A 19840-nucleotide genomic window follows, 5' to 3' on the forward strand; every position below is an offset into this window, starting at 1 on the left:
GCCGGAGGCGGGTCCTCAGTGGTGGTGGTGCTTCGTCGCGGCGCCCGCGGCCGGCTTGTCGCCGCCCGACGAGGCGGCGGACTCCACCGCGAGCTCGACGTTCACCTCGCCGGCCTTCTCGAAACGCAGCGTCAGCGGCACGCGCTCGCCCTGCTTCAGCGGCGCCTTCAGGCCCGTCAGCATGATGTGCAGGCCGCCGGGCTTGAATTCCACCGTCTGGCCTGCCGGCAGCGCGATGGCGTCGACCTCGCGCATGCGCATGATGTTGCCGTCCATCGTCATCAGGTGCAGCTCGGCCGAGGCCGCCACCGGCGAGCGCACCGACAGCAGCCGGTCGGCCGGGCCGGCGTTCTCCAGCTTCAGGTAGGCGCCGCCGGCGGGCTGGCCGGCCACCGTGGCGCGGGCCCACGGGTGGGCGATGCGGATCGGGCCAAGCTGGTAGTCGTGGGCGTGGGCGGAGGTCAGCAGCGACAGCGCGAGCGCGGTCGCGGCAATCAGGAATCGTTTCATGGTCTTCGTCGTCTCGTGCAGGACAGGCACGCGGCAGCGGCCGCGTGCCCGGGAGCGCCGCGAGCCCGGGAGGAGGGTTCACGGCGCGGCGGCAGGGGGTTCAGGCCTGCGGCGGGGCCTGCTTGAGGCGGGACCACCAGGTCCGGCTGGGGTCGTCGGCGGGCGGCGCGTCGAGCGCCGCGGCCACCCGGGGGCCGGCAAGGGCTGCCGGCGCCGCAGGCGGTGTTCCTTCGCCCACCGGCAGGTCGAAGGCGGGCAGCGAGGCCAGCGCGCAACCGGTCGCCGCAGGCACGTCCCCGCTGCCGGCCGGGGCACCGTCGAGCGGCGCCCCCCGATGATCGACCGCGATCGTCTGCACCCCGTAGACGGTGCACAGCTCCACCAGCCGGACGCCGTTCACCTGCGCCGCCGCGACCAGCACGCCCGGCAGGGCCGCCTTCAGCAGCAGCAGCGCCATCAGCGCCCAGGGGGCGAGGCGAGCGGGGGCAGGGCGGCGGGGCATGGGCGCGATTGTGCCCGGCCGGCGCCGCAGCGGTGCGGCCGGGGCCTTGGGACGAAACGTTTTCCCTTCGGAAGAAAGGAGTGCGGCGCGCCGGAAACGGCTGGCCACGCCCTTTACAAAAGGCTGTTCTCGTGCCCGGTGTTTCTCCTGTGTTCCGGGCATGCCGGGCGCAGGACTCGGGCCGGAATTCCCCTTTTGCCAGAAGGAAGGGGCGCTGCCCGAGAGACGGGCAGGCATGAAAAAAGCCCGCGCGAGGCGGGCTTGTCAAGCAGCGTGGGGCGGAACGGGCCGCCCGTGTTTATCGGTCCGCAGGAAATCAGACGGCCAGGTCTTCCAGCTTCTTGCCGGAAGCAAGTGCCGCCTCGACCCATTTCGGCTGGCGGCCACGGCCGGTCCAGGTTTCGCCGGTTTCCGCGTTGCGGTATTTCGGCGCGACCTTGGTGCCCTTGGCGGACGAGGCCTTGCTGCTGGTGATGTCGGCCATCGTCAGACCGTACTGGGACATCAGGGCCTTGACCTTGGCGATGGCATCCGCGAGTTCCTGCTTGCGCGCGGCCTCGATTTGCTTTTCAAGTTCTTGTCTCTGGGCGAGGAGTTCGTGGTAAGTAGCCATGTGATTTGCAGCCTTGGGAGTTGAACAAATGGTGCTGTGGCACCTCCATGGGGCGCGATATTAACGCCACCTCCGGCGCTTCACAAGCGCCCCTGCCTTCGAACCCCTCGTTTGCCTGCATATTCGGGAAACAAGAAACCCGCAGGCCTTGCGGCACTGCGGGTTCGGGAGTGCTTGCCGGGCGGGCCGGCAGGGGATTTACTTGTAGCCGACGCGGTCGAGCATCTGCTGGACCTTCACCTGGTTCATGCCCACCACCGACACGGGAATCGTCTCGGTCTTGAAGTCGCCCATCGCCTCGAGGGCCGGATTGCTCAGGCGCAGGCCCTTGACCACCGGCCACTCGTTGTTGCCGTTGGCGAAATAGTTCTGCGCGTCGTTGCTCGCCAGGTATTCGAGGAACTTGACTGCCGCCTCGCGGTTGGGGGCATTGCGGGCGACCGCGCCACCGGCGATGTTCACGTGCGTGCCCCAGCTCTGCTGGTTCGGGAACACCACGCCCACTTTCTCGATCACCGCGCGATCGTCGGGCGAGGAGGAGCGCATCAGGCGGGCGAGGTAATAGGTGTTGGTGATCGCGATGCCGCATTCGCCGCTTGCGACCGCCTTGATCTGGTCGGTGTCGCCACCCTTGGGGGCGCGCGCCATGTTGTCCACGACGCCCTTGAGCCACTGCTCGGTTTTCTGCGGACCGAGGTGCTCCATCATCGCGCCGAACAGCGAGACGTTATAGGGGTGCGATCCCGAACGCGTGCAGACCTTGCCCTTGTTCTTCGGGTCGCCGAGCTCCTCGTAGGTATCGACGTCGTCCTTCTTCACCGCCGTCTTGTTGTAGACGACGACGCGGGCGCGCGTCGAGAAACCGAACCACTGCGGGCCCTGGCCCTCGTCCTTGCTGCGCAGCGTCGCCGGGATCCGCTCGTCCAGCACCTTGCTCTTGACCGGCTGGAACAGGCCGTCGACTTCCGCGCGCCACAGGCGCGCGGCATCGACCAGCAGCACCACGTCGGCCGGGCTTGCGCTGCCCTCGCTCTTGAGGCGAGCCAGGATGCCGGCGTCATCGGCGTCGACCCGGTTGATCTTGATGCCGGTGGCCTTCGTGAAGTTGCTGTAGAGGGCCTCGTCCGTGCTGTAGTGGCGGGCCGAATAGAGGTTCAGCACCTTTTCCTGCGCGAACGCGGCAGGGCTGGTCGCCAGGGCGGCGGCAAGCAGGCTCAGCGGGGCGGCGATACGTCGGATCATGGGAATCTCCTTCAAGGGATGGGCGCATTCTATGTGCAAACAAGAATGATTCGCAAACACATTCCGGAGATGTTGCGCTGCGTCGAAGGAGGTGCGGGCGCGGCGTGATCGCAGGCCCGGGAACCGGGCGGGCGCAAGGTCGGCGGGGGCTGCCGGGGGAAGGGGAAGCGGGGCTGCGGCGGTCTGCGCAGGCGCGGCGATGCGAGGGCCTCGGCATGCCGGCGCGCGCCTTCGCCGCACCGGCATGCCGCGCCGGAAACGGGTTTCAGGCGGAGGGAGGAACGTAGCCTGCCGGTTGCTCGGCGCCTTCGCCGAAGAAATAGCGCTCCATCTGGCGCGCCAGGTATTGGCGCGCGCGGGCGTCGGCGAGGTTCAGGCGGTTTTCGTTCACCAGCATGGTCTGGTGCTTCAGCCAGCCCTGCCAGGCTTCCTTGCTGACGTTTTCATAGATGCGCTTGCCCAACTCGCCCGGGTAGGGGGCGAAGTCCAGGCCTTCGGCTTCCTTCTTCAGCATCACGCATTGCACGTTGCGGGGCATCTCGTTTCCTTTTTCCTTGGGGGATGAATGGGGATTGTGGGTGGCGGGGAGCCGCGGGGGGCCAAAGACCCGCCTCAGCTCAGTTTCTTGACCAGCACCTGAGAGCGGCGGTCCCAGTTGTACTTGCGCTTGCGCGCCTCGGGCAGCCAGTCGGGATCGACCTGCGTGAATCCGCGGCGCAGGAACCAGTGCATCGTACGCGTCGTCAGCACGAAGATGCTGGTCAGGCCCATCGCCTTCGCGCGCTGCTCGACGCGCTTGAGGATGCGCTCGCCGTCGCCCTCGCCCTGCACCGCGGGCGAAACAGTCAGCGCCGCCATTTCCGCGGTGCGGGCCTCGGGGTAGGGATAGAGCGCCGCGCAGCCGAAAATCACGCCGTCGTGCTCGATCACCGTGTAATGGCCGATGTCGCGCTCGATCTCGGTGCGGTCCCGCTTGACGAGCGTGCCGTCCTTTTCGAAGGGCTCGATCAGCTGCAGGATGCCGCCGATGTCATCGGCGGTGGCCTCGCGCAGGCTCTCGAGTTTCTCGTCGACGATCATCGTGCCGATGCCGTCGTGCGTGAACGACTCCATCAGGATCGAGCCGTCCACGGAATACGGGATGATGTGCACGCGCTCGACGCCCTGCTCGCAGGCTTTCACCGCGTGCTGCAGATAGAACGCGGTATCGGTCGGCTGGATCGGATTCGGCAGCGCGGAGAGCAGCTTCTTCGCGTCGACGAGCGCGAGCTCGGTGTCGATCTCGCTGCCCGGGTCGGACGGGTCGAGCGGAATGCCCTTGACCTCGGTGACGTAAATCAGCTTGTCGGCCTGCAGCGCGATCGCCGCGCTCGCCGCGACGTCCTCCATGCTGAGATTGAAGGCCTCGCCGGTCGGCGAAAAGCCGAAGGGCGACAGCATCACCAGCGCGCCGAATTCGACCGCCTGGCGGATGCCGGTGGCGTCGATGCGGCGCACGAGGCCGGTGTGCTGGAAATCGACGCCGTCGACGATGCCCACCGGCCGCGCGGTGATGAAATTGCCCGACACGACGCGGATCTGGCTGTGCGCCATCGGCGTGTTGGGCAGGCCCTGCGAAAAGGCGGCCTCGATCTCGTAGCGCAGCTGGCCGGCGGCCTCCTGCGCGCAGTCGAGCGCCACCGCGTCGGTGATGCGCATGCCGTGGCTGAAACGCGAGGTCTTGCCTTTCGCCTGCAGCTGCTCCTCGACCTGCGGGCGAAAACCGTGCACGAGCACGACCTTGATGCCCATCGCATGGATGATCGCGAGGTCCTGCGCGAAGGTGGCGAGCTTGCCGGCGGCGACCAATTCGCCGGCGATCGCGACGACGAAGGTCTTGCCGCGGTGCGCGTGGATGTAGGGCGCCACCGAGCGAAACCACGGCACGAAGGTATGTGGAAAAACCAGGCTCATCGGGGCTGGGGGTAGGGGCGAGGAAGGGTTGGGATGCCCGCCGGGGAGGGCTTTGAAATAATGCCGGATTTTTGCACGAAGCCCCTGATGACCGCTTCCACCACGGGGCGCCCCGCGCCCGGCGCGCGCCCCGACCGGCCTGACCGGCCCGAGAGGCCCGTCCGCGCGCCCCGCAGCGCGCCGCCGGCCAACCCGGTCCCCGAGATCCGATTCCCCGAATCGCTGCCGGTCTCCGCCCGGCGCGACGAGATCGCGCAGGCGATGGCCCAGCACCAGGTGGTGATCGTCTGCGGCGAGACCGGCTCGGGCAAGACCACCCAGCTGCCGAAGATCGCGCTGGCGCTGGGCCGCGGGCGCGGTGCCGGCGGCGCCGGCCTGATCGGCCACACGCAGCCGCGGCGCATCGCGGCTTCCAGCGTCGCCAAGCGCATCGCGCAGGAACTGGAGACGCCGCTGGGCGAGGTGGTCGGCTACAAGGTCCGCTTCCAGGACCGGTTGCAGCCTGGCGCATCGGTCAAGCTGATGACCGACGGCATCCTGCTCGCCGAGACGCAGACCGACCCGCTGCTGCGTGCCTACGACACGCTGATCATCGACGAGGCGCACGAGCGCAGCCTCAACATCGACTTCCTGCTCGGCTACCTGAAGCAGCTGCTGCCGCGGCGGCCGGACCTGAAGATCGTCGTGACTTCCGCGACGATCGACGCCGAGCGCTTCGCGCGCCACTTCGAGAGCCGCCACGGGCCGGCGCCGGTGATCATGGTCAGCGGCCGGCTCTACCCGGTCGAGATGCGCTGGCGGCCCTTCGAGGAGGACCGCGACTACGACCTGAACAACGCGATCACCGACGCGGTGGACGAGCTGTGGCGCCAGGGCCCGGGCGCCGTGCTCGTGTTCCTGCCGGGCGAGCGCGAGATCCGCGAGGCGGCCGAGCACCTGCGGCGCCACCATCCGCCCGGCGTCGAGATCCTGCCGCTGTTCGCGCGATTGAGCCAGCAGGAGCAGGACCGCGTGTTCGAGCCGGGCGCAGCACCCCGCATCGTGCTCGCGACCAACGTCGCCGAGACCTCGCTGACGGTGCCCGGCATCCGCTACGTGGTCGATTCGGGCCAGGCGCGCGTCAAGCGCTACAGCTACCGCAACAAGGTCGAGCAGCTGCAGGTCGAGCCCGTGAGCCAGGCGGCGGCGAACCAGCGCGCCGGCCGCTGCGGCCGCGTGTCCAACGGCATCTGCATCCGGCTCTACGACGAGAAGGACTGGACGTCGCGCCCGCCCTTCAGCGACCCGGAGATCCTGCGCTCGTCGCTCGCCGGCGTGATCCTGCGCATGAAGTCGCTCGGTCTGGGGCACGTCGAGGACTTCCCCTTCCTCGAGCCGCCGCCGCGCAAGGCGATCGCCGACGGCTACGCGCTGCTCAACGAACTCGGCGCGGTGGACGACGCCAACGAGCTCACGCCAATCGGCAAGGAGCTGTCGCGCCTGCCGCTCGACCCGCGCGTGGGCCGCATGATCCTGGAGGCGCGCGAGCGGCAGTCCCTCTCCGAGGTGCTGGTGATCGCGTCCGCGCTCAGCGTGCAGGACGTGCGCGACCGCCCGATGGAGCAGCAGCAGGCCGCCGACGAGAAGCACAAGAAGTTCGACGACGAGAAGTCGGAGTTCATGGGCTACCTGAGGCTGTGGAAGTGGCTCGGCGAGTCGCGCGGCGGCACGGGCGAGCACAAGCTCAGCCACCGCAAGCACGAGCAGCTCTTGCGCGACAACTTCGTCAGCCCGCGCCGCGTGCGCGAGTGGCGCGACATCCACAGCCAGCTGCACACGGTCGTCGCCGAGCACGGCTGGCGGCTCAACGACAGCCCCGCGACCTACGAGCAGATCCACCTCGCGATGCTCGCGGGCCTGCTGGGCAACATCGGCCTCAAGAGCGACGAGGACGATTGGTACCTCGGCGCGCGCGGCATCAAGTTCTGGCGCCATCCGGGCGCGCACCTGAGCAAGAAGCCGGGGCGCTGGCTGGTCGCGGCCGAGCTCGTCGAGACCACGCGGCTGTTCGGCCGGGGGCTCGCGGCGATCGAGCCGCAGTGGCTGCCGTGGATCGCCGGGCACCTCTTGAAGAAGCAGCTGCTCGAGCCGCACTGGGAGAAGAAGGCCGCCGAGGTGATCGCGCTCGAGCGCGCGACGCTCTACGGCCTAGTGATCTACAACAACCGTCGCGTCAACTTCGGCAAGGTCGATCCCGTGCAGGCGCGCGAGATCTTCATCCGCGCCGCGCTCGTCGAGGGCGAGTGGGAGACGAAGCTGCCCTTCCTCGCGCACAACCAGAAGATGGTGCGCCAGGTGGAGGAGCTCGAGCACAAGTCGCGCCGTCAGGACGTGCTGGTCGACGACGAGCTGATCTACGCCTTCTACGAGCAGCAGCTCCCGCCGGACGTCTACTCCGGCCACACCTTCGAGCGCTGGTACCGAGAGGAAGTGAAACGCCAGCCCAAGCTGCTGATGCTGTCGAAGGAGGAGCTGATGCGGCACGAGGCGGCCGGCATCACCAGCGGCGCCTTCCCGAAGACGATCCGCCTCGGCGGCATCGACTGCAGCGCGAGTTACCTGCACGACCCGGGCGACCCCAAGGACGGCGTGACGGTCGCGCTGCCGATCTACGCGCTCAACCAGGTCAGCGAGGAGCGCTGCGAGTGGCTGGTGCCCGGCATGCTCAAGGACAAGGTGATGGCGCTGCTGAAAAGCCTGCACCAGAAGCCGCGTGCGCGGCTGGTGCCGCTGCCGGACTTCGTGCAGGGCTTCATCGACTCGACCCCCTTCGGCCAGGGAAGCCTGGTCGAGGCGCTGCTCGCCGCGGTACGCCAGAGGACGCAGCTCGACATCAAGCGCGGCGACTTCAAGCTCGAGCAGCTCTCGCCGCACCTGTTCATGAACTTCCGCGTCGTCGACGAGCACGGCCGCCAGCTCGGCATGGGACGCAACCTCGCGGCGCTCAAGGCCGAGCTCGGCCACCAGGCGCGCAGCGCCTTCCAGGCGCTCGCGGCGCTGAAGGTGGGCGGCACCGCCGCGGCGCCTGCGCCGGCGGCCGGCAAGGGTGCTGCCGCGCCTGCCGCCGGCCGTCCGCCGCGCGAGGCGCGCCCCGAGGAGCGCGCCGAGGTCCGGCCGGCCGGGAAGGCGCCGGCGCCGCCCGCCGCCCCGGCGCAGTACACCGCGTGGACCTTCGGCGAGCTGCCCGAGCTGATGGAGGTGCGGCGCGGGGCGCAGACGCTGATCGGCTTCCCGGCGCTGATCGACAAGGGCACGCACGTCGAGATCGAGGTCTTCGACGAGCCCGAGATCGCCGCGGCGAAGCACCGCGCCGGGCTGCGCCGGCTGGTGGCGCTGGCGATCAAGGAGCCGCTGAAGTACCTCGAGAAGAACGTCCCGGACCTGCAGAAGATGGCGGTGGCCTACATGGCGCTCGGCACGCAGGAGGAGCTGCGCCAGCAGATCATCGACGTGGCGCTCGAGCGTGCCTTCCTCGCCGAGCCGCTGCCCACCGACGCGGCGGGCTTCAAGGCGCGCATCGACGAGGGCCGCACGCGGCTGAACCTGATCGCGCAGGAGGTGGCGCGGCTGGGCGCCACGATCCTCGCCGAGTACGCCGCCGCGGCGCGCAAGCTCAAGGACAGCCGCGCGCCGAAGGAGGTCGCCGACGACATCGCCGCGCAGCTCGCGCGGCTTGTGCCGAAGCGCTTCCTGAGCACGGCGCCCTGGTCGCAGCTGCAGCACTTCCCGCGCTACCTGAAGGGCATCGTGCTGCGGCTCGACAAGCTGCGCGCCGACCCGGCGCGCGACGCGCAGAAGCTGGCCGAGATCCGCCCGCTCGAGCAGCGCTGGCAGCGTCGCGTCGCCGAGCTCAAGGGCACCCCCGACGCGCGGCTCGACGAGTTCCGCTGGCTGCTGGAGGAGCTGCGCATCAGCATGTTCGCGCAGGAGCTGCGCACGCCGCAGCCGGTGAGCGTCAAGCGGCTCGAGAAGGCCTGGAGCCAGGTGGCGGCCTGAACCGCCGGCGGGCCCGCGCGGCCCGCGGTGCGCGGGCCCCCGGGCGGCGGCCTCGGGAATCGGAGCATTCCTGCTCGGGCTTATCCTGATGCGTCCGGCCTCGTGCCCGGCCGAAATCCCACTCACGTCTCCTGCCAGGCCAGCCCCGAAGCCATGACCCTGCCCGATCCCCTGCCGATCCTCGATCCGCCTCCCGTGATGCCGACGGGCGAGGGCGGGGGGGCGGTGCCGTGCTCCCCGGGACTGAGCGAATGGATGTTCGAGAGCAGCCCCGACTGCGTGAAGGTGCTCGATCTCGACGGCTCGCTGCTCGCGATGAACGGCAACGGTCAATGTGCGATGGAGATCGACGACTTCGGTCGCTGGCGCGGCAGGGCGTGGACATCGTTCTGGCCGCAGGACGGCCGCCCGCTCATGGAGGCGGCGCTCGAGGCGGCGCGCCAGGGGCGGGTCGGCCATTTCGACGCCTTCTGCCCGACGGCCAAGGGCAGCCCGAGGTGGTGGGACGTGAAGGTCACGCCCATCCTCGGCAGCGGGGGGCGGGTCGAGCGCCTGCTGTCGGTCTCGCGGGACGTCACCGCGCTGCAGCGCTCGCGCGAGGAGCTGCGCGAGACTGCCTCGCGCCTGCAGTTCACGCTCGAGGCCGCCGAGATCGGCGACTGGGACCTGAACCTGCAGGGTCGCACGATGCGCTGCTCGCTGCGCTGCGGCCGGTGCTTCGGCTACGCGGAACCGGTCGAGGACTGGAGTTGCGAGACCTTCTTCGAGCATGTCCATCCCGAGGACCGCGCGGACGTGCGCGCCACGATCGAGGAGGCGCTGTGCCGGCACCATGACTGGCGCTTCCAGTGCCGGGTGGTCTGGCCCGACGGCAGCGTGCACTGGATCAGCGCGCACGGCAGCGTCTACCGCAGCGCCGGCAAGGTCGAGCGCATGCTCGGCATCGTCGTCGACATCACGGCGCAGAAACGTGGCGAAGCGCTGGCCCTGGGTCAGAAGAAGGTGCTCGAGCTCGCGATCTCGGGGGCGCCGCTGCCGGTCCTGCTCGATGCCCTGGCCCGCGTCGCCGAGGAGCGCTCGGGCGGCCTCGTGAAGGCCTCGATCCTGCTGCTCGACGAGGACGGCCGGCACCTGCGCCACGGCGCGGCCCCGTCGCTGCCCGAGGGCTACAACGCGGCGATCGACGGGGTGGCGATCGGCCCCCGCGTCGGCTCCTGCGGCACCGCGGCCCACCTCGGCCGGCCGGTCATCGTACGCGACATCGCGAACGACCCGCTGTGGGCCGACTTCCGCGACCTGGCGCTCGCCCACGGCCTGCGCGCCTGCTGGTCCCAGCCGATCCTGTCCTTCGAGGGGCGGGTGCTGGGCACGCTCGCGTCGTACTGCGGCGAGGTGCGCGAGCCGACCGTGCGGGAGCGCGAGTCGATGGCGATGCTGGTCAACACCGCGGCGCTCGTGCTCGACCAGCGACGCGAGGCCGAGGAGCGGCGTGCGGCCGAGTCGGCGCTGCGCGCGAGCGAGGAGCGTTTCCGCACCCTGGTCAGCGCCACCAGCGCGATCGTCTGGACCGCCTCGACCGCCGGCTGCTTCGACGAGCCGCAGCCGACCTGGACGGCCTTCACCGGGCAGCCCTTCGAGGCGCTGCAGGGGCGGGGCTGGCTCGACGCCGTCCACCCCGACGACCGCGGGACGACCACGGCGATGTGGCTGCATGCCACCCGCGGCGGCGTGCTGCCGCAGTTCGAGCACCGCCTGCGGCGCGCCGACGGCAGCTACCGCCACATGAGCGTGCGCGCGGTGCCGCTGGCCGGGCCCGACGGGGCGGTGCGCGAATGGGCCGGCATCCACACCGACATCACCGAGCGCAAGCAGGCCGAGCTCCACCTGCGGCACCTCGCCACGCACGACACGCTCACCGGCCTGCCCAACCGCAACTACCTCAACGAGCACCTGCAGGAACTGCTGCGCTTCGCGCCGCGCGACGGCCGCATCGCGGTGATGCTGATCGACCTCGACCGCTTCAAGCAGCTCAACGACTCGATGGGCCACGAGGCCGGCGACGCGCTGCTGTGCGAGGTGGCGCGCCGCTTCAAGTCCGTGCTGCGCGCCGGCGACGTCGTGGCCCGGCGCGGCGGCGACGAGTTCGTCGTCGTCGCGCATTGCGCCGACGGCCGCGAGTCCGCCGAGCGCATCGCCGCGCGGCTGCTGCAGGCGCTGGCGCCCCCGGTGAGCATCGGCGGGGCGGAGGTGTTCCCGTCGGCGTCCATTGGCATCGCGATGAGCCCGGAGCACGGCGGCACCCGCGAGGAGCTGTTCCAGCACGCGGACATCGCGATGTACCGCTCCAAGGCGGCGGGCCGCAACTGCCACCACTTCTTCCTGCCCGAGATGAGCGTCGTGGCCAAGCGGCGGATGACGCTCGAGCTCGAGCTGCGCGCCGCGCTGGAGAACGAGGAGTTCGAGCTCCATTACCAGCCGCGGCTGCGGGTGGGGACGCTGCGGTCGGTCGGCATGGAGGCGCTGGTGCGCTGGCGCCACCCCGAGCGGGGCCTGGTGTCGCCGCTGGAGTTCATCCCGGTGGCCGAGGAGACCGGGATGATCGAGGCGCTCGGGCTGTGGGTGCTGCGCCGCGCCTGCATCGACACGCGCCGGCTCGTGGTGCGGCTCGGTCGTCCGCTGCGGGTCTCGGTGAACCTGTCGGGGCGGCAGCTGCGCTCGCCGCAGCTGGTGCCGGAGGTGCGGCAGATCCTCGAGCAGACCGGGCTCGATCCCGGCCTGCTCGAGCTGGAGCTGACCGAGAGCGCCTTCATCGAGGACATGGAGTCCTCCGCCGAGACGCTGCGCGCGCTCAAGGCGCTCGGCGTGCAGCTCGCGGTCGACGACTTCGGCACCGGCTACTCGAGCATCTCCTACCTGCGCCGCTTCCCGGTCGACGTCGTGAAGCTCGACCGCACCTTCGTCACGCAGGCCTCCGAGGGCGTGAGCCGCTACGGCTTCATCAAGGCGATCTGCGACCTGGCGCGCGCGCTGAACCTGACGGTGGTCGCCGAGGGGGTGGAGGATGCGGACACGCTGGACCTCTTGAAGAGGGTCGCCTGCGACGAGGTGCAGGGCTACCTCTTCGCCCGGCCGCTGCCGCTCGAGGACGTCACCGACTATCTCGAGCAAGCGGCGCCGGGCCCGGCCCTGCGGCCGCCGCGGCTGCCCGTCTCCTGAAACGCGCCATGGCCTCGCCCCGCGTCGCGCCCCGGCTTCCGGCGAGCCGATCGCCGGTTCCGCTGCCGCTGCACCTCCGGAAGGACCGATGAAATGCCTCACGTCCACCGCGTCTTCTACGTCAGCCGGGCCCGGGTCGATCCCTGCGGGCCCGAGCCGCGCCGGATCCTCGAGGTCGCCACCGGGCGCAATGCGCGACTCGGGGTCACCGGGCTGCTGTTCTTCTCGGGGGATCACTTCGCGCAGGTGCTCGAGGGCCCGCGCGCCGCGCTGGAGGAGGTGATGGACTCCATCCGCCGGGACCCGAGGCACGAGATGCTGCTGGAGTGGCCCGTCACCCCTGCCGGGGGGGAGCGCTGGTTCCCCTCGTGGGCGATGGCCTACCTCTTCGACGAGCGGCTCGAGGCGCTGATCGAGCGGCTCGGCCGGCTGGGCGAGCCGCTTCCGGCGCTGGAGGCGACGGCAGGAGAGCTGCTGGCGGCGGCGGACCTGTCCCGCCTCGGCCTGTTCAGGGCGGGCGATAAGGCCTGAAAAGCGCCGCCAAACGGCGCTTGACGCGGCGACAGGCGCGGGGCGGACGAGTGCACACTTGCAGGCGTCCGTACCTTTTCCGCTGAGCTGTCGTCCTTCATGCTGTCCCGTGGCACCGAGCGGCCCGCGCGCGCCTGTGTGCTGTCCCCGCTGAACATCGCCCTGATCTACGTCGTGGTCAGTGCCCTCTGGATCGCGGGGGCGGACCACCTGCTGCAGACCTACACGGCAGGCCCGCGCCTGCTGCAGCTGCACCTGCTGGAGAGCGGGGTCTTCGTGATGCTGAGCGGGCTGCTGCTGTACCTGCTGGTCGGGCGGCTGCATCGCAGCCTGCGGCTGTCCGCGCGCAAGGCACGAGAGTCCGAGGCCGGCGCGCGGCGCAGCGCGGACGAGCTCGCCCAGCTGCTGGCGATGCTGCCCGAGGCGGTGCTGATCGTGCGGGAGGGCCGGATCACCTATGCCAACCGCGCCGCGCAAGAGCTCTTCGACCCGGACGGCACGCAGGTGCTGGAGGGCCACCCGCTGAACGGGCTCGTGCTGCCCCCGTACTGGTCGGGGGTCGAGCAGCGCATGCAACGCGTCCTCGCGAGCGGGGAGCGCGACCCGCGCTTCCTGCCGCGGACGATGTGCCGGCTCGACGGCAGCCGCTTCGAGGCCTCGGTCGGCACCAGCGCGGTGCACTTCGACGACCGCCCGGCGGTGCTGAAGATCGTGCGCGATGTCGACGAGATGAACCGGATGCAGCGCCAGGTGACGCGCGTGCAGCAGGAGCTGGCGGCGCTGTCGGGGCGGCTGATCGAGCTGCAGGAGCACGAGCGCCGCTCGATCGCGCGCGAGCTGCACGACGAGATCGGGCAGTGCCTGAGCGCGATCCGCGTGCAGTTCGCCAAGCTGCAGCGGCGCGTGCAGGGCGAGGAGCCGCTGGCGCTGATCGCCAGCGCCGCCGCGATGACCGAGCGCACGCTCAGCCGGGTGCGCAGCCTGTCGCTGCTGCTGCACCCGCCGCAGCTCGGGACGCTGGGCCTGGAGGCGGCGCTGCGCTGGCACATCGAGGAGCAGCAGCGCCTGCACGGCACCCCGATCTCGCTGCGGGTGGCGCTGGGCAGGGAGCCGCTCGATCCCGACCTCGGCATCGCCTGCTACCGCATCGTGCAGGAGTCGCTGTCCAACGCGCTGCGCCATGCCGACGCGCGCTGCATCGAGGTCGAGCTGCGCGGCGCGAGCGCCGACGGGCTGGTGCTGCGCATCACGGACGACGGCATCGGCTTCGCGGCGGAGCAGGCCGGGGCGCGGCAGGCCGAGCGGCCGAGCCTCGGCCTCGTCGGCATGATGGAACGGGCACGCCTGCAAGGGGGCGAACTGACGGTGTCCTCCGCGCCGGGGCAGGGCACCCGCGTCGAGGCGGTGCTGCCCTGGAAGAGCGAGACGAAGATCCAATGAAGAAAAAGACGACAGTCATCCTGGCGGACGACCACCGGCTGGTTCGGGCGGGCCTGCGGTCGCTGATCGAGGACTTCGACGGCTACGAGGTCGTCGGCGAGGCGGATGACGGCGAGCGCGCGGTCGCGCTGGCGCGGGAGCTCGCGCCGGCGCTGCTGGTGCTCGACATCACGATGCCGCGGCTCAACGGCATCGACGCGCTGCCGCTCGTCAAGCAGGCGAGCCCCGGCACCAAGGTGCTGATCGTCTCGATGTACCAGGGAGCCGACTTCGTGATGCAGGCGCTGCGCGCGGGCGCCGACGGCTACCTGCTGAAGGACGCCGCGGCGGTCGAGCTGAGCTTCGCGCTCGACGCGCTGTGCGCGGGTGGACGCTACCTGAGCCCCTCGGTGTCCGGCACGGTCGTCGAGCAGGCGCTTTCCTCGGCGGCGCCTGCGGCCGCGCCGGCTGCCGCACTGGCTGCCGCCGTGCCGGAGCCGGCGCCCCTGCCTGCGCAAGTACAGGACGCGCAGACCCAGGCGCCGGCGCCGGAGAGTGCGGCGAAGGAGTCGCCGCTCACGCCGCGGCAGCTCGAGATCCTCAAGCTCGTCGCCGCGGGCGAGAACATGAAGAAGATCGCCTACGACCTGGGGCTGAGCGTCAAGACCGTCGAGACGCACCGCGCCCAGATCATGGAGCGGCTCAACATCCGCGACCTCCCGAAGCTCGTGCTCTACGCGGTGCGCCACGGCCTCGTGTCGCCGCACCAGGACTGAGCAGCCCGGCGCCCGCCCTCCGGCCCCCGCCCTCGGCGAGGGTCGCCCACGGCTGCCCGCGTCTCCCCTGCGGGCCGGCCCCGGCCACGCTCGCAAATTCCTCACCCGTAACACTCCGGTAAATGCCTGAATAAGTGTCAGGCATTGGAGCAGTCCCTCTCAGGCTTCGCCTGATGCAGCGGATCGGGGCCGGAACCGAAAAGCAGAAAGGTGCCGCCCACCAGGCCGACGAGCAGGCCGGCGCGCGGCGCCCGATCCCGGCCGCAGCGGCGTCCCCGCCCTTGCTGCCGAGTTTTGCAACCCTCGCGAGCCGCGTCCGGCGGTTCCGAACGTGCCGGCCTGAGCGCCCCTTCCAGGAGATTCCCGATGTCCCTCGTCCGCAAGCCCCTTGCCGCTGCCGACGCTCCGTTCGCCGTGCACGCTGCCGCCGGCGTGGTGTCCAAGCAGGTCGCCCGCGACGCCGACCAGCAGCGCAAGCGCGCCCGCACGCTGGCCAAGCAGCAGCAGGCCGCCGAGCGCGTCGCCGCCGCCTCCAGCCAGCTCTCCTCGGGCATCAACGAGGCGGCGTCGGCCGCCGAGGAGCTCAAGCGCGCGACGCAGCAGATCGCCACCGGTGCCGAGGAGGCCGCGGGCGCGGCGCAGGAATCGCTCGCCGCGATGAACCAGGTCTCGGGCTCGATCACGCGCCAGCTCCAGGCCGTCACCCTCGCGCAGAACATGGCGCAGGGCATGCAGACGCTCGCCGCCCAGATCAACGGCGAGGTGCAGGCCACGGTCGGCAACGTCGCCACCGCCGCGGACCGCCAGGCCGAGTCGGTCAAGATGATGACCGAGCTCGAGCGCCAGGCGGCCAACATCGGCGAGATCGTCAAGGCCGTGGCGCGCATCGCCGACCAGACCAACCTGCTCGCGCTCAACGCCGCGATCGAGGCCGCGCGCGCCGGCAAGCACGGCAAGGGCTTTGCGGTGGTCGCTGACGAGGTGCGCACGCTCGCCGAGACCTCGGAGAAGAGCGCCAAGCAGATCCAGGATCTCGTCGGCCAGATCCAGGGCGAGGTGCAGGTCATCGCCGAGGGCATCAACAATTCCGCCGAGCGCGTCAAGGGCGAGGTCCAGAAGGGCGGAGTGATCCTGCAGCAGCTTGAGCAGATCCGCATGGACGCGGCCGAGATCGCGGGCGGCGCCGCCGAGATCGCCACTGCCGCCGGTCAGAGCAACGTTGCCGCGCAGCAGGCGCTCAAGGGCGCCGAGCAGATCGCCGCCGCCGCCACCGAGCAGGGTGCGGCCTGCGAGGAGGCCAACAAGACCGTGGGCGAGCAGACGCAGGCGCTGGGCGTGTGCGAGCAGACCGCGCAGGGCCTGTCCGAGATCGCTGACGAGCTGAAGAACTCCACCGACATCGCCAAGAGCGCCGAGGAGGTGGCCTCCTCCGCCGAGGAGCTGTCGTCGGCCGTGCAGGAGATCAATCGCTCGGCGAGCCAGATCATGGTGGCGCTCGAGCAGATCCGCAAGGGCGCGCAGTCCCAGGCCGCCGCGACCACCGAGTCCGCCGCTGCCGTGGCGCAGATCGAGAAGGGCGCGCAACTCGCCGAGCAGCGCGCGGTGCAGGGCGGAGAGCGCTCCAAGGCGATCGCCGCGCTGATGGGCGACAACAAGCGCAACCTCGACGAGCTGATCACCGGCGTGTCCTCGAGCGCCGCCGCCACGCAGGCGAGCATCAAGCAGGTCAAGGACCTGGAGCTCGTGTCGCGCAAGATCGACAAGATCGTCGACGCGATCACGCAGGTCAGCATCCAGACCAACATGCTCGCCGTCAACGGCAGCATCGAGGCGGCGCGCGCCGGCGAGTACGGCAAGGGCTTCGTGGTCGTCGCCACCGACATCCGCAACCTTGCGCACGACTCGGCCGAGAACGCGGACCGCATCAAGGACATGGTCAAGTCGATCCAGGACCAGATCGGCCTGGTCGGGCGTGACCTGCACGAGATCGTCACCGCGGCACACGGCGAGGTGGAGAGGGCCAAGTCGATCACTGCCTCTCTGCTGAAGATCGAGGGCGACGTGCAGCAGATCGAGCGCGGCAACAAGGAGGCGGTCGCCGCCTCGCAGGAGATCGCCGCCGCCGTCTCGCAGGTCAAGGTCGCGGTGCAGCAGATCGCCTCGGCCGCCACCGAGGCCGAGAAGTCCGCCGAGGAGGCCGCCAGCGCCGCGAAGCAGCAGTCGCAGGGGGCGGAGGAGCTGGCCGCCGCGATCGAGGAGATCGCCTCGCTCGCCGACGAGCTCCAGAGCGCCTGACCCACCCCACTGAACAGGAAGGAGGTGCGCGATGAGCGCATCCGAACAGTTCTCCGCCGAAGGCGAGGACATCGAGGGCGGCAACAACCAGTTCGTCACCTTCTCGGTGGCGGGCGAGATGTTCGCCGTGCCGATGGGGCCGGTGCAGGAGATCATCCGCGTGCCCGAGGTGGCGAGGCTGCCGCTGGCGCCGGCCTCGCTGGCGGGCCTGGCGAACCTGCGCGGCCGCGTGCTGCCGATCATCGACCTGCGCCGCCTCTTCGGCTGCGAGGAGTGCGCGCACGACGACGCGACCCGCGCGCTCGTGATCAACCTCGGCCAGCCGCTGGGCTTCGTGGTGGACCGCGTCGCGAGCGTCGTGAGCGTCGAGTCCGGCGAGATCGAGGCGGCCGACAGCATCCAGTCGATCGTTGCCGCGGACTACCTCACCGGCGTCATCAAGCGCGCTGCCGGGGACGGCAGCGAGATGCTGCTGACGGTGGACTTCTCGAAGCTGGTCGAGGGCCACTTCAGTGGCATCGGCGGCGGACTCGCGTCGGGCCGCGCGGGCGCCCGCGTCGAGGCCGGCGGCGGGCAGGCTGACGACGAGTCCGACGGCAGCGACGAGCTGCGCCTGGTGTCCTTCTCGGTTGCAGGCCAGGAGTACGCGCTCGACATCGCCGAGGTGCAGGAGATCGTGCAGATGCCCGACTCCCTGAGCGTGCTGCCGAACGCGCCGGGCCACGTGGTCGGCGTGATGTCGCTGCGCCAGCGGCTGCTGCCGCTGGTGAGCCTGCGCCGGCTCTTCGGGCTGCCGAGCGTCGAGGACGGCGCGCAGCAGCGCATCGTCGTCACCGGGCTGCCGGGCGGGCTGCACGTCGGCCTCGTGACCGACGCGGTCAAGGAAGTGATGAGCGTGCCGCGCTCGCAGGCCGAGGCGATGCCCGGCGTGCTGGCGGCCGACGAGCAGCTCCGGGAGTTCTCGTCGATCTGCCGCCTCGACGGCGGCAAGCGGCTGGTGTCCATCATCGCCACCGACCGGCTGCTGCACATGCCGCAGATCGGCGAGGCGATCGAGGGCGCCGGGCGCCTCGCGCAGTACCCGGGAGCCGCCGGCGAGGAAGCGACGAACCGCAACGAGGACGAGATGAACGAGAGTTCCGACGACGACACCCAGGTGGTGATCTTCCGCCTGGGCGCCGAGGAGTTCGGCGTGCCGATCATGAGCGTGCAGGAGATCGTGCGCGTGCCCGAGGCGCTGACGCGCGTGCCCAAGACGCCGGCCTTCGTCGAGGGCGTGATCAACCTGCGCGGCACCGTGCTGCCGGTGATCGACCAGCGCACGCGGCTCGGGCTGCCGACGATCGAGCGCAACGAGGGCCAGCGCATCATGGTCTACCTGTTCGCGGGCATGCGCACCGGGTTCATCGTCGACTCGGTGGCCGAGGTGCTGCGCATCCCGCGCAGCCAGATCGTGCCGGCGCCGGCGCTGTCGCACGACCAGAGCCGGTTGATCGGCCGCGTCGCCAACCTCGACGGCGGCAAGCGCCTCGTGATGCTGATCGAGCCCGAGCACCTGCTGCAGGGCCAGGAGATCGGCGCGATGTCGGGCTTCGCCGACGGCGGCGACACGGAGCTGCCGCTGGCAGCCTGAGCGGGGAGCGGAGGCGGTTCGTGAGGAAGGTGCTCGTCGTCGACGATTCGGCGCTGATGCGCAAGCTGCTGGGCGGCGTGCTGGCGGAAGCCGGCTACGAGGTGCACGTGGCGCGCAACGGGCGCGAGGGCGTGGAGCAGTTGCTGGCGGTGCAGCCCGACGCGGTGACGCTGGACATCAACATGCCGGAGATGGACGGGCTGAGCGCGCTGTCGCTGATGATGGCGGCGCGCCCGACCCCGGTGGTGATGGTGTCCTCGCTCACCGAGAAGGGGGCGCTCGCGACCTTCGAGGCGCTCGCGCTCGGCGCGGTGGACTTCATCGCCAAGCCCGGCGGCACCATCTCGCTGCACGTGGACGACATCCGCGCGCAGCTCGTCGAGAAAGTGGGCGCGGCCTGCCGGGCACGCGTCGGCCGCGCGTCGGGCGCCGCGGGGCAGCCCGCCGCAAAGCCGGCGGCACGGCCGGCCGTGCCTCCGCGAGCGGCGGCCCCGACCGCCGCCGCGCGGCCCGCGCCGGACGGGGCTGCGGTGCCCGGTGCGGTGCTGGTGGGCGTGTCCACCGGCGGGCCGCGCACGCTGGAGGAGATCCTGCCCAAGCTGCCGGCCGACTTCCCGTGGCCGGTGCTGATCGCGCAGCACATGCCGCTGAACTTCACCGACGCCTTCGCGCGCCGCATGGACGCGATGTGCCCGCTCGACGTGCGCGAGGTCGCAGCGCCGATGCCGCTCGAGCCCGGGCGGGTCTACATCGGCCGCGCCGGCACCGACCTCGCGGTCAGCCTGCGCGGCGGCCAGCCCTACGCGCTGCCGCGCCCCGAATCGGCCGGCATGCCCTGGCACCCGTCGGTCGACGTGCTGGTCGACAGCGCCATGAAGGTGTTCGCGCCGCAGCAGCTCGTCGGCGTGATGCTCACCGGCATGGGCTACGACGGCGCCGCGGCGATGACGCGGCTGCACCAGGCGGGGGGCCGCACGGTCGCCGAGTCCGCCGACACCGCCGTCGTGTTCGGCATGCCGCAGGAGCTGATCCAGCGCGGAGGCGCCTCGCTGGTGCTGCCCTGCGGCGCGATCGCCGCGCAACTGCGCAGCTGGCTGCGCTGAAGGAACAAAGGA

General features: G+C 70.8%; 14 protein-coding genes. 8 read left to right on the plus strand and 6 right to left on the minus strand.

Annotation, left to right across the window (positions count from 1 at the left end):
• Window positions 1-15: 15 nt before the first annotated feature.
• From D3A59_RS17560 to argA, 6 genes are all read right to left on the minus strand, one after another.
• Entirely contained in the window at window positions 16-510 is a 495-nt protein-coding gene (locus D3A59_RS17560) for a copper chaperone PCu(A)C (protein ID WP_119156606.1), read from the minus strand.
• 100 nt (window positions 511-610) lie between these two features.
• Complete coding sequence (locus D3A59_RS17565) at window positions 611-1012, minus strand: hypothetical protein (protein ID WP_157991578.1); 402 nt, start codon at window positions 1010-1012, stop codon at window positions 611-613.
• A 316-nt stretch (window positions 1013-1328) separates the two neighbouring features.
• A complete protein-coding gene (locus D3A59_RS17570) occupies window positions 1329-1625 on the minus strand; it encodes an H-NS histone family protein (protein ID WP_119156609.1) in 297 nt (98 codons plus the stop codon).
• A 198-nt stretch (window positions 1626-1823) separates the two neighbouring features.
• The gene (locus tag D3A59_RS17575) at window positions 1824-2867 is read right to left on the minus strand and encodes an extracellular solute-binding protein (protein WP_119156611.1); all 1044 of its coding nucleotides are present in this window, start codon (window positions 2865-2867) and stop codon (window positions 1824-1826) included.
• A 265-nt stretch (window positions 2868-3132) separates the two neighbouring features.
• Window positions 3133-3405, minus strand: coding sequence for an oxidative damage protection protein (locus tag D3A59_RS17580; protein ID WP_119156613.1), 273 nt, complete (start codon window positions 3403-3405; stop codon window positions 3133-3135).
• A gap of 74 nt (window positions 3406-3479) precedes the next feature.
• A complete protein-coding gene (gene argA / locus D3A59_RS17585; RefSeq protein WP_119156614.1) occupies window positions 3480-4820 on the minus strand; it encodes an amino-acid N-acetyltransferase in 1341 nt (446 codons plus the stop codon).
• A gap of 87 nt (window positions 4821-4907) precedes the next feature.
• Between argA and hrpA the strand changes: the two genes are divergently transcribed.
• The 8 genes from hrpA to cheB all read left to right on the plus strand — a co-directional run bounded on the left by hrpA (window position 4908) and on the right by cheB (window position 19828).
• Window positions 4908-8855, plus strand: coding sequence for an ATP-dependent RNA helicase HrpA (gene hrpA / locus D3A59_RS17590; protein ID WP_119156616.1), 3948 nt, complete (start codon window positions 4908-4910; stop codon window positions 8853-8855).
• Window positions 8856-9008: 153 nt separating this feature from the next.
• Window positions 9009-12071 (plus strand): sensor domain-containing protein, encoded by a 3063-nt coding sequence (locus tag D3A59_RS17595; RefSeq protein ID WP_119156618.1) that lies wholly within the window; start codon window positions 9009-9011, stop codon window positions 12069-12071.
• Between the two features lie 93 nt (window positions 12072-12164).
• Window positions 12165-12602 carry a BLUF domain-containing protein gene (locus D3A59_RS25995; RefSeq protein WP_205665224.1) on the plus strand — a complete coding sequence of 146 codons (438 nt, stop codon included), beginning with the start codon at window positions 12165-12167 and terminating at the stop codon, window positions 12600-12602.
• Between the two features lie 99 nt (window positions 12603-12701).
• The gene (locus tag D3A59_RS17605; protein WP_119156620.1) at window positions 12702-14042 is read left to right on the plus strand and encodes a PAS domain-containing sensor histidine kinase; all 1341 of its coding nucleotides are present in this window, start codon (window positions 12702-12704) and stop codon (window positions 14040-14042) included.
• Window positions 14039-14797, plus strand: a complete 759-nt coding sequence (locus D3A59_RS17610) for a response regulator transcription factor (protein ID WP_119156621.1) — start codon at window positions 14039-14041, stop codon at window positions 14795-14797. Before D3A59_RS17605 ends, D3A59_RS17610 begins: the two co-directional genes overlap by 4 nt.
• Window positions 14798-15163: 366 nt before the next feature.
• On the plus strand, window positions 15164-17092 hold the full coding sequence (locus D3A59_RS17615; protein ID WP_119156623.1) for a methyl-accepting chemotaxis protein: 1929 nt from the start codon (window positions 15164-15166) through the stop codon (window positions 17090-17092).
• Between the two features lie 31 nt (window positions 17093-17123).
• Window positions 17124-18725, plus strand: coding sequence for a chemotaxis protein CheW (locus D3A59_RS17620; protein WP_119156625.1), 1602 nt, complete (start codon window positions 17124-17126; stop codon window positions 18723-18725).
• 20 nt (window positions 18726-18745) lie between these two features.
• A complete protein-coding gene (cheB, locus tag D3A59_RS17625; RefSeq protein ID WP_119156627.1) occupies window positions 18746-19828 on the plus strand; it encodes a chemotaxis-specific protein-glutamate methyltransferase CheB in 1083 nt (360 codons plus the stop codon).
• The last annotated feature ends 12 nt before the right edge of the window (window positions 19829-19840 follow it).

Origin of the sequence: Caldimonas tepidiphila, assembly GCF_003569765.1 — a bacterium.
In the GTDB taxonomy this organism is placed as follows: domain Bacteria; phylum Pseudomonadota; class Gammaproteobacteria; order Burkholderiales; family Burkholderiaceae_C; genus Caldimonas; species Caldimonas tepidiphila.

Coding starts and splice junctions, on each gene's coding strand:
- D3A59_RS25995 (WP_205665224.1), top strand. CDS start 12,165: ATGCCTCACGTCCACCGCGTCTTCTACGTCAGCCGGGCCCGGGTCGAT.
- D3A59_RS17565 (WP_157991578.1), bottom strand. CDS start 1,012: ATGCCCCGCCGCCCTGCCCCCGCTCGCCTCGCCCCCTGGGCGCTGATG.
- D3A59_RS17615 (WP_119156623.1), top strand. CDS start 15,164: ATGTCCCTCGTCCGCAAGCCCCTTGCCGCTGCCGACGCTCCGTTCGCC.
- argA (WP_119156614.1), bottom strand. CDS start 4,820: ATGAGCCTGGTTTTTCCACATACCTTCGTGCCGTGGTTTCGCTCGGTG.
- D3A59_RS17575 (WP_119156611.1), bottom strand. CDS start 2,867: ATGATCCGACGTATCGCCGCCCCGCTGAGCCTGCTTGCCGCCGCCCTG.
- D3A59_RS17610 (WP_119156621.1), top strand. CDS start 14,039: ATGAAGAAAAAGACGACAGTCATCCTGGCGGACGACCACCGGCTGGTT.
- D3A59_RS17570 (WP_119156609.1), bottom strand. CDS start 1,625: ATGGCTACTTACCACGAACTCCTCGCCCAGAGACAAGAACTTGAAAAG.
- D3A59_RS17605 (WP_119156620.1), top strand. CDS start 12,702: ATGCTGTCCCGTGGCACCGAGCGGCCCGCGCGCGCCTGTGTGCTGTCC.
- D3A59_RS17620 (WP_119156625.1), top strand. CDS start 17,124: ATGAGCGCATCCGAACAGTTCTCCGCCGAAGGCGAGGACATCGAGGGC.
- D3A59_RS17560 (WP_119156606.1), bottom strand. CDS start 510: ATGAAACGATTCCTGATTGCCGCGACCGCGCTCGCGCTGTCGCTGCTG.
- hrpA (WP_119156616.1), top strand. CDS start 4,908: ATGACCGCTTCCACCACGGGGCGCCCCGCGCCCGGCGCGCGCCCCGAC.
- D3A59_RS17595 (WP_119156618.1), top strand. CDS start 9,009: ATGACCCTGCCCGATCCCCTGCCGATCCTCGATCCGCCTCCCGTGATG.
- D3A59_RS17580 (WP_119156613.1), bottom strand. CDS start 3,405: ATGCCCCGCAACGTGCAATGCGTGATGCTGAAGAAGGAAGCCGAAGGC.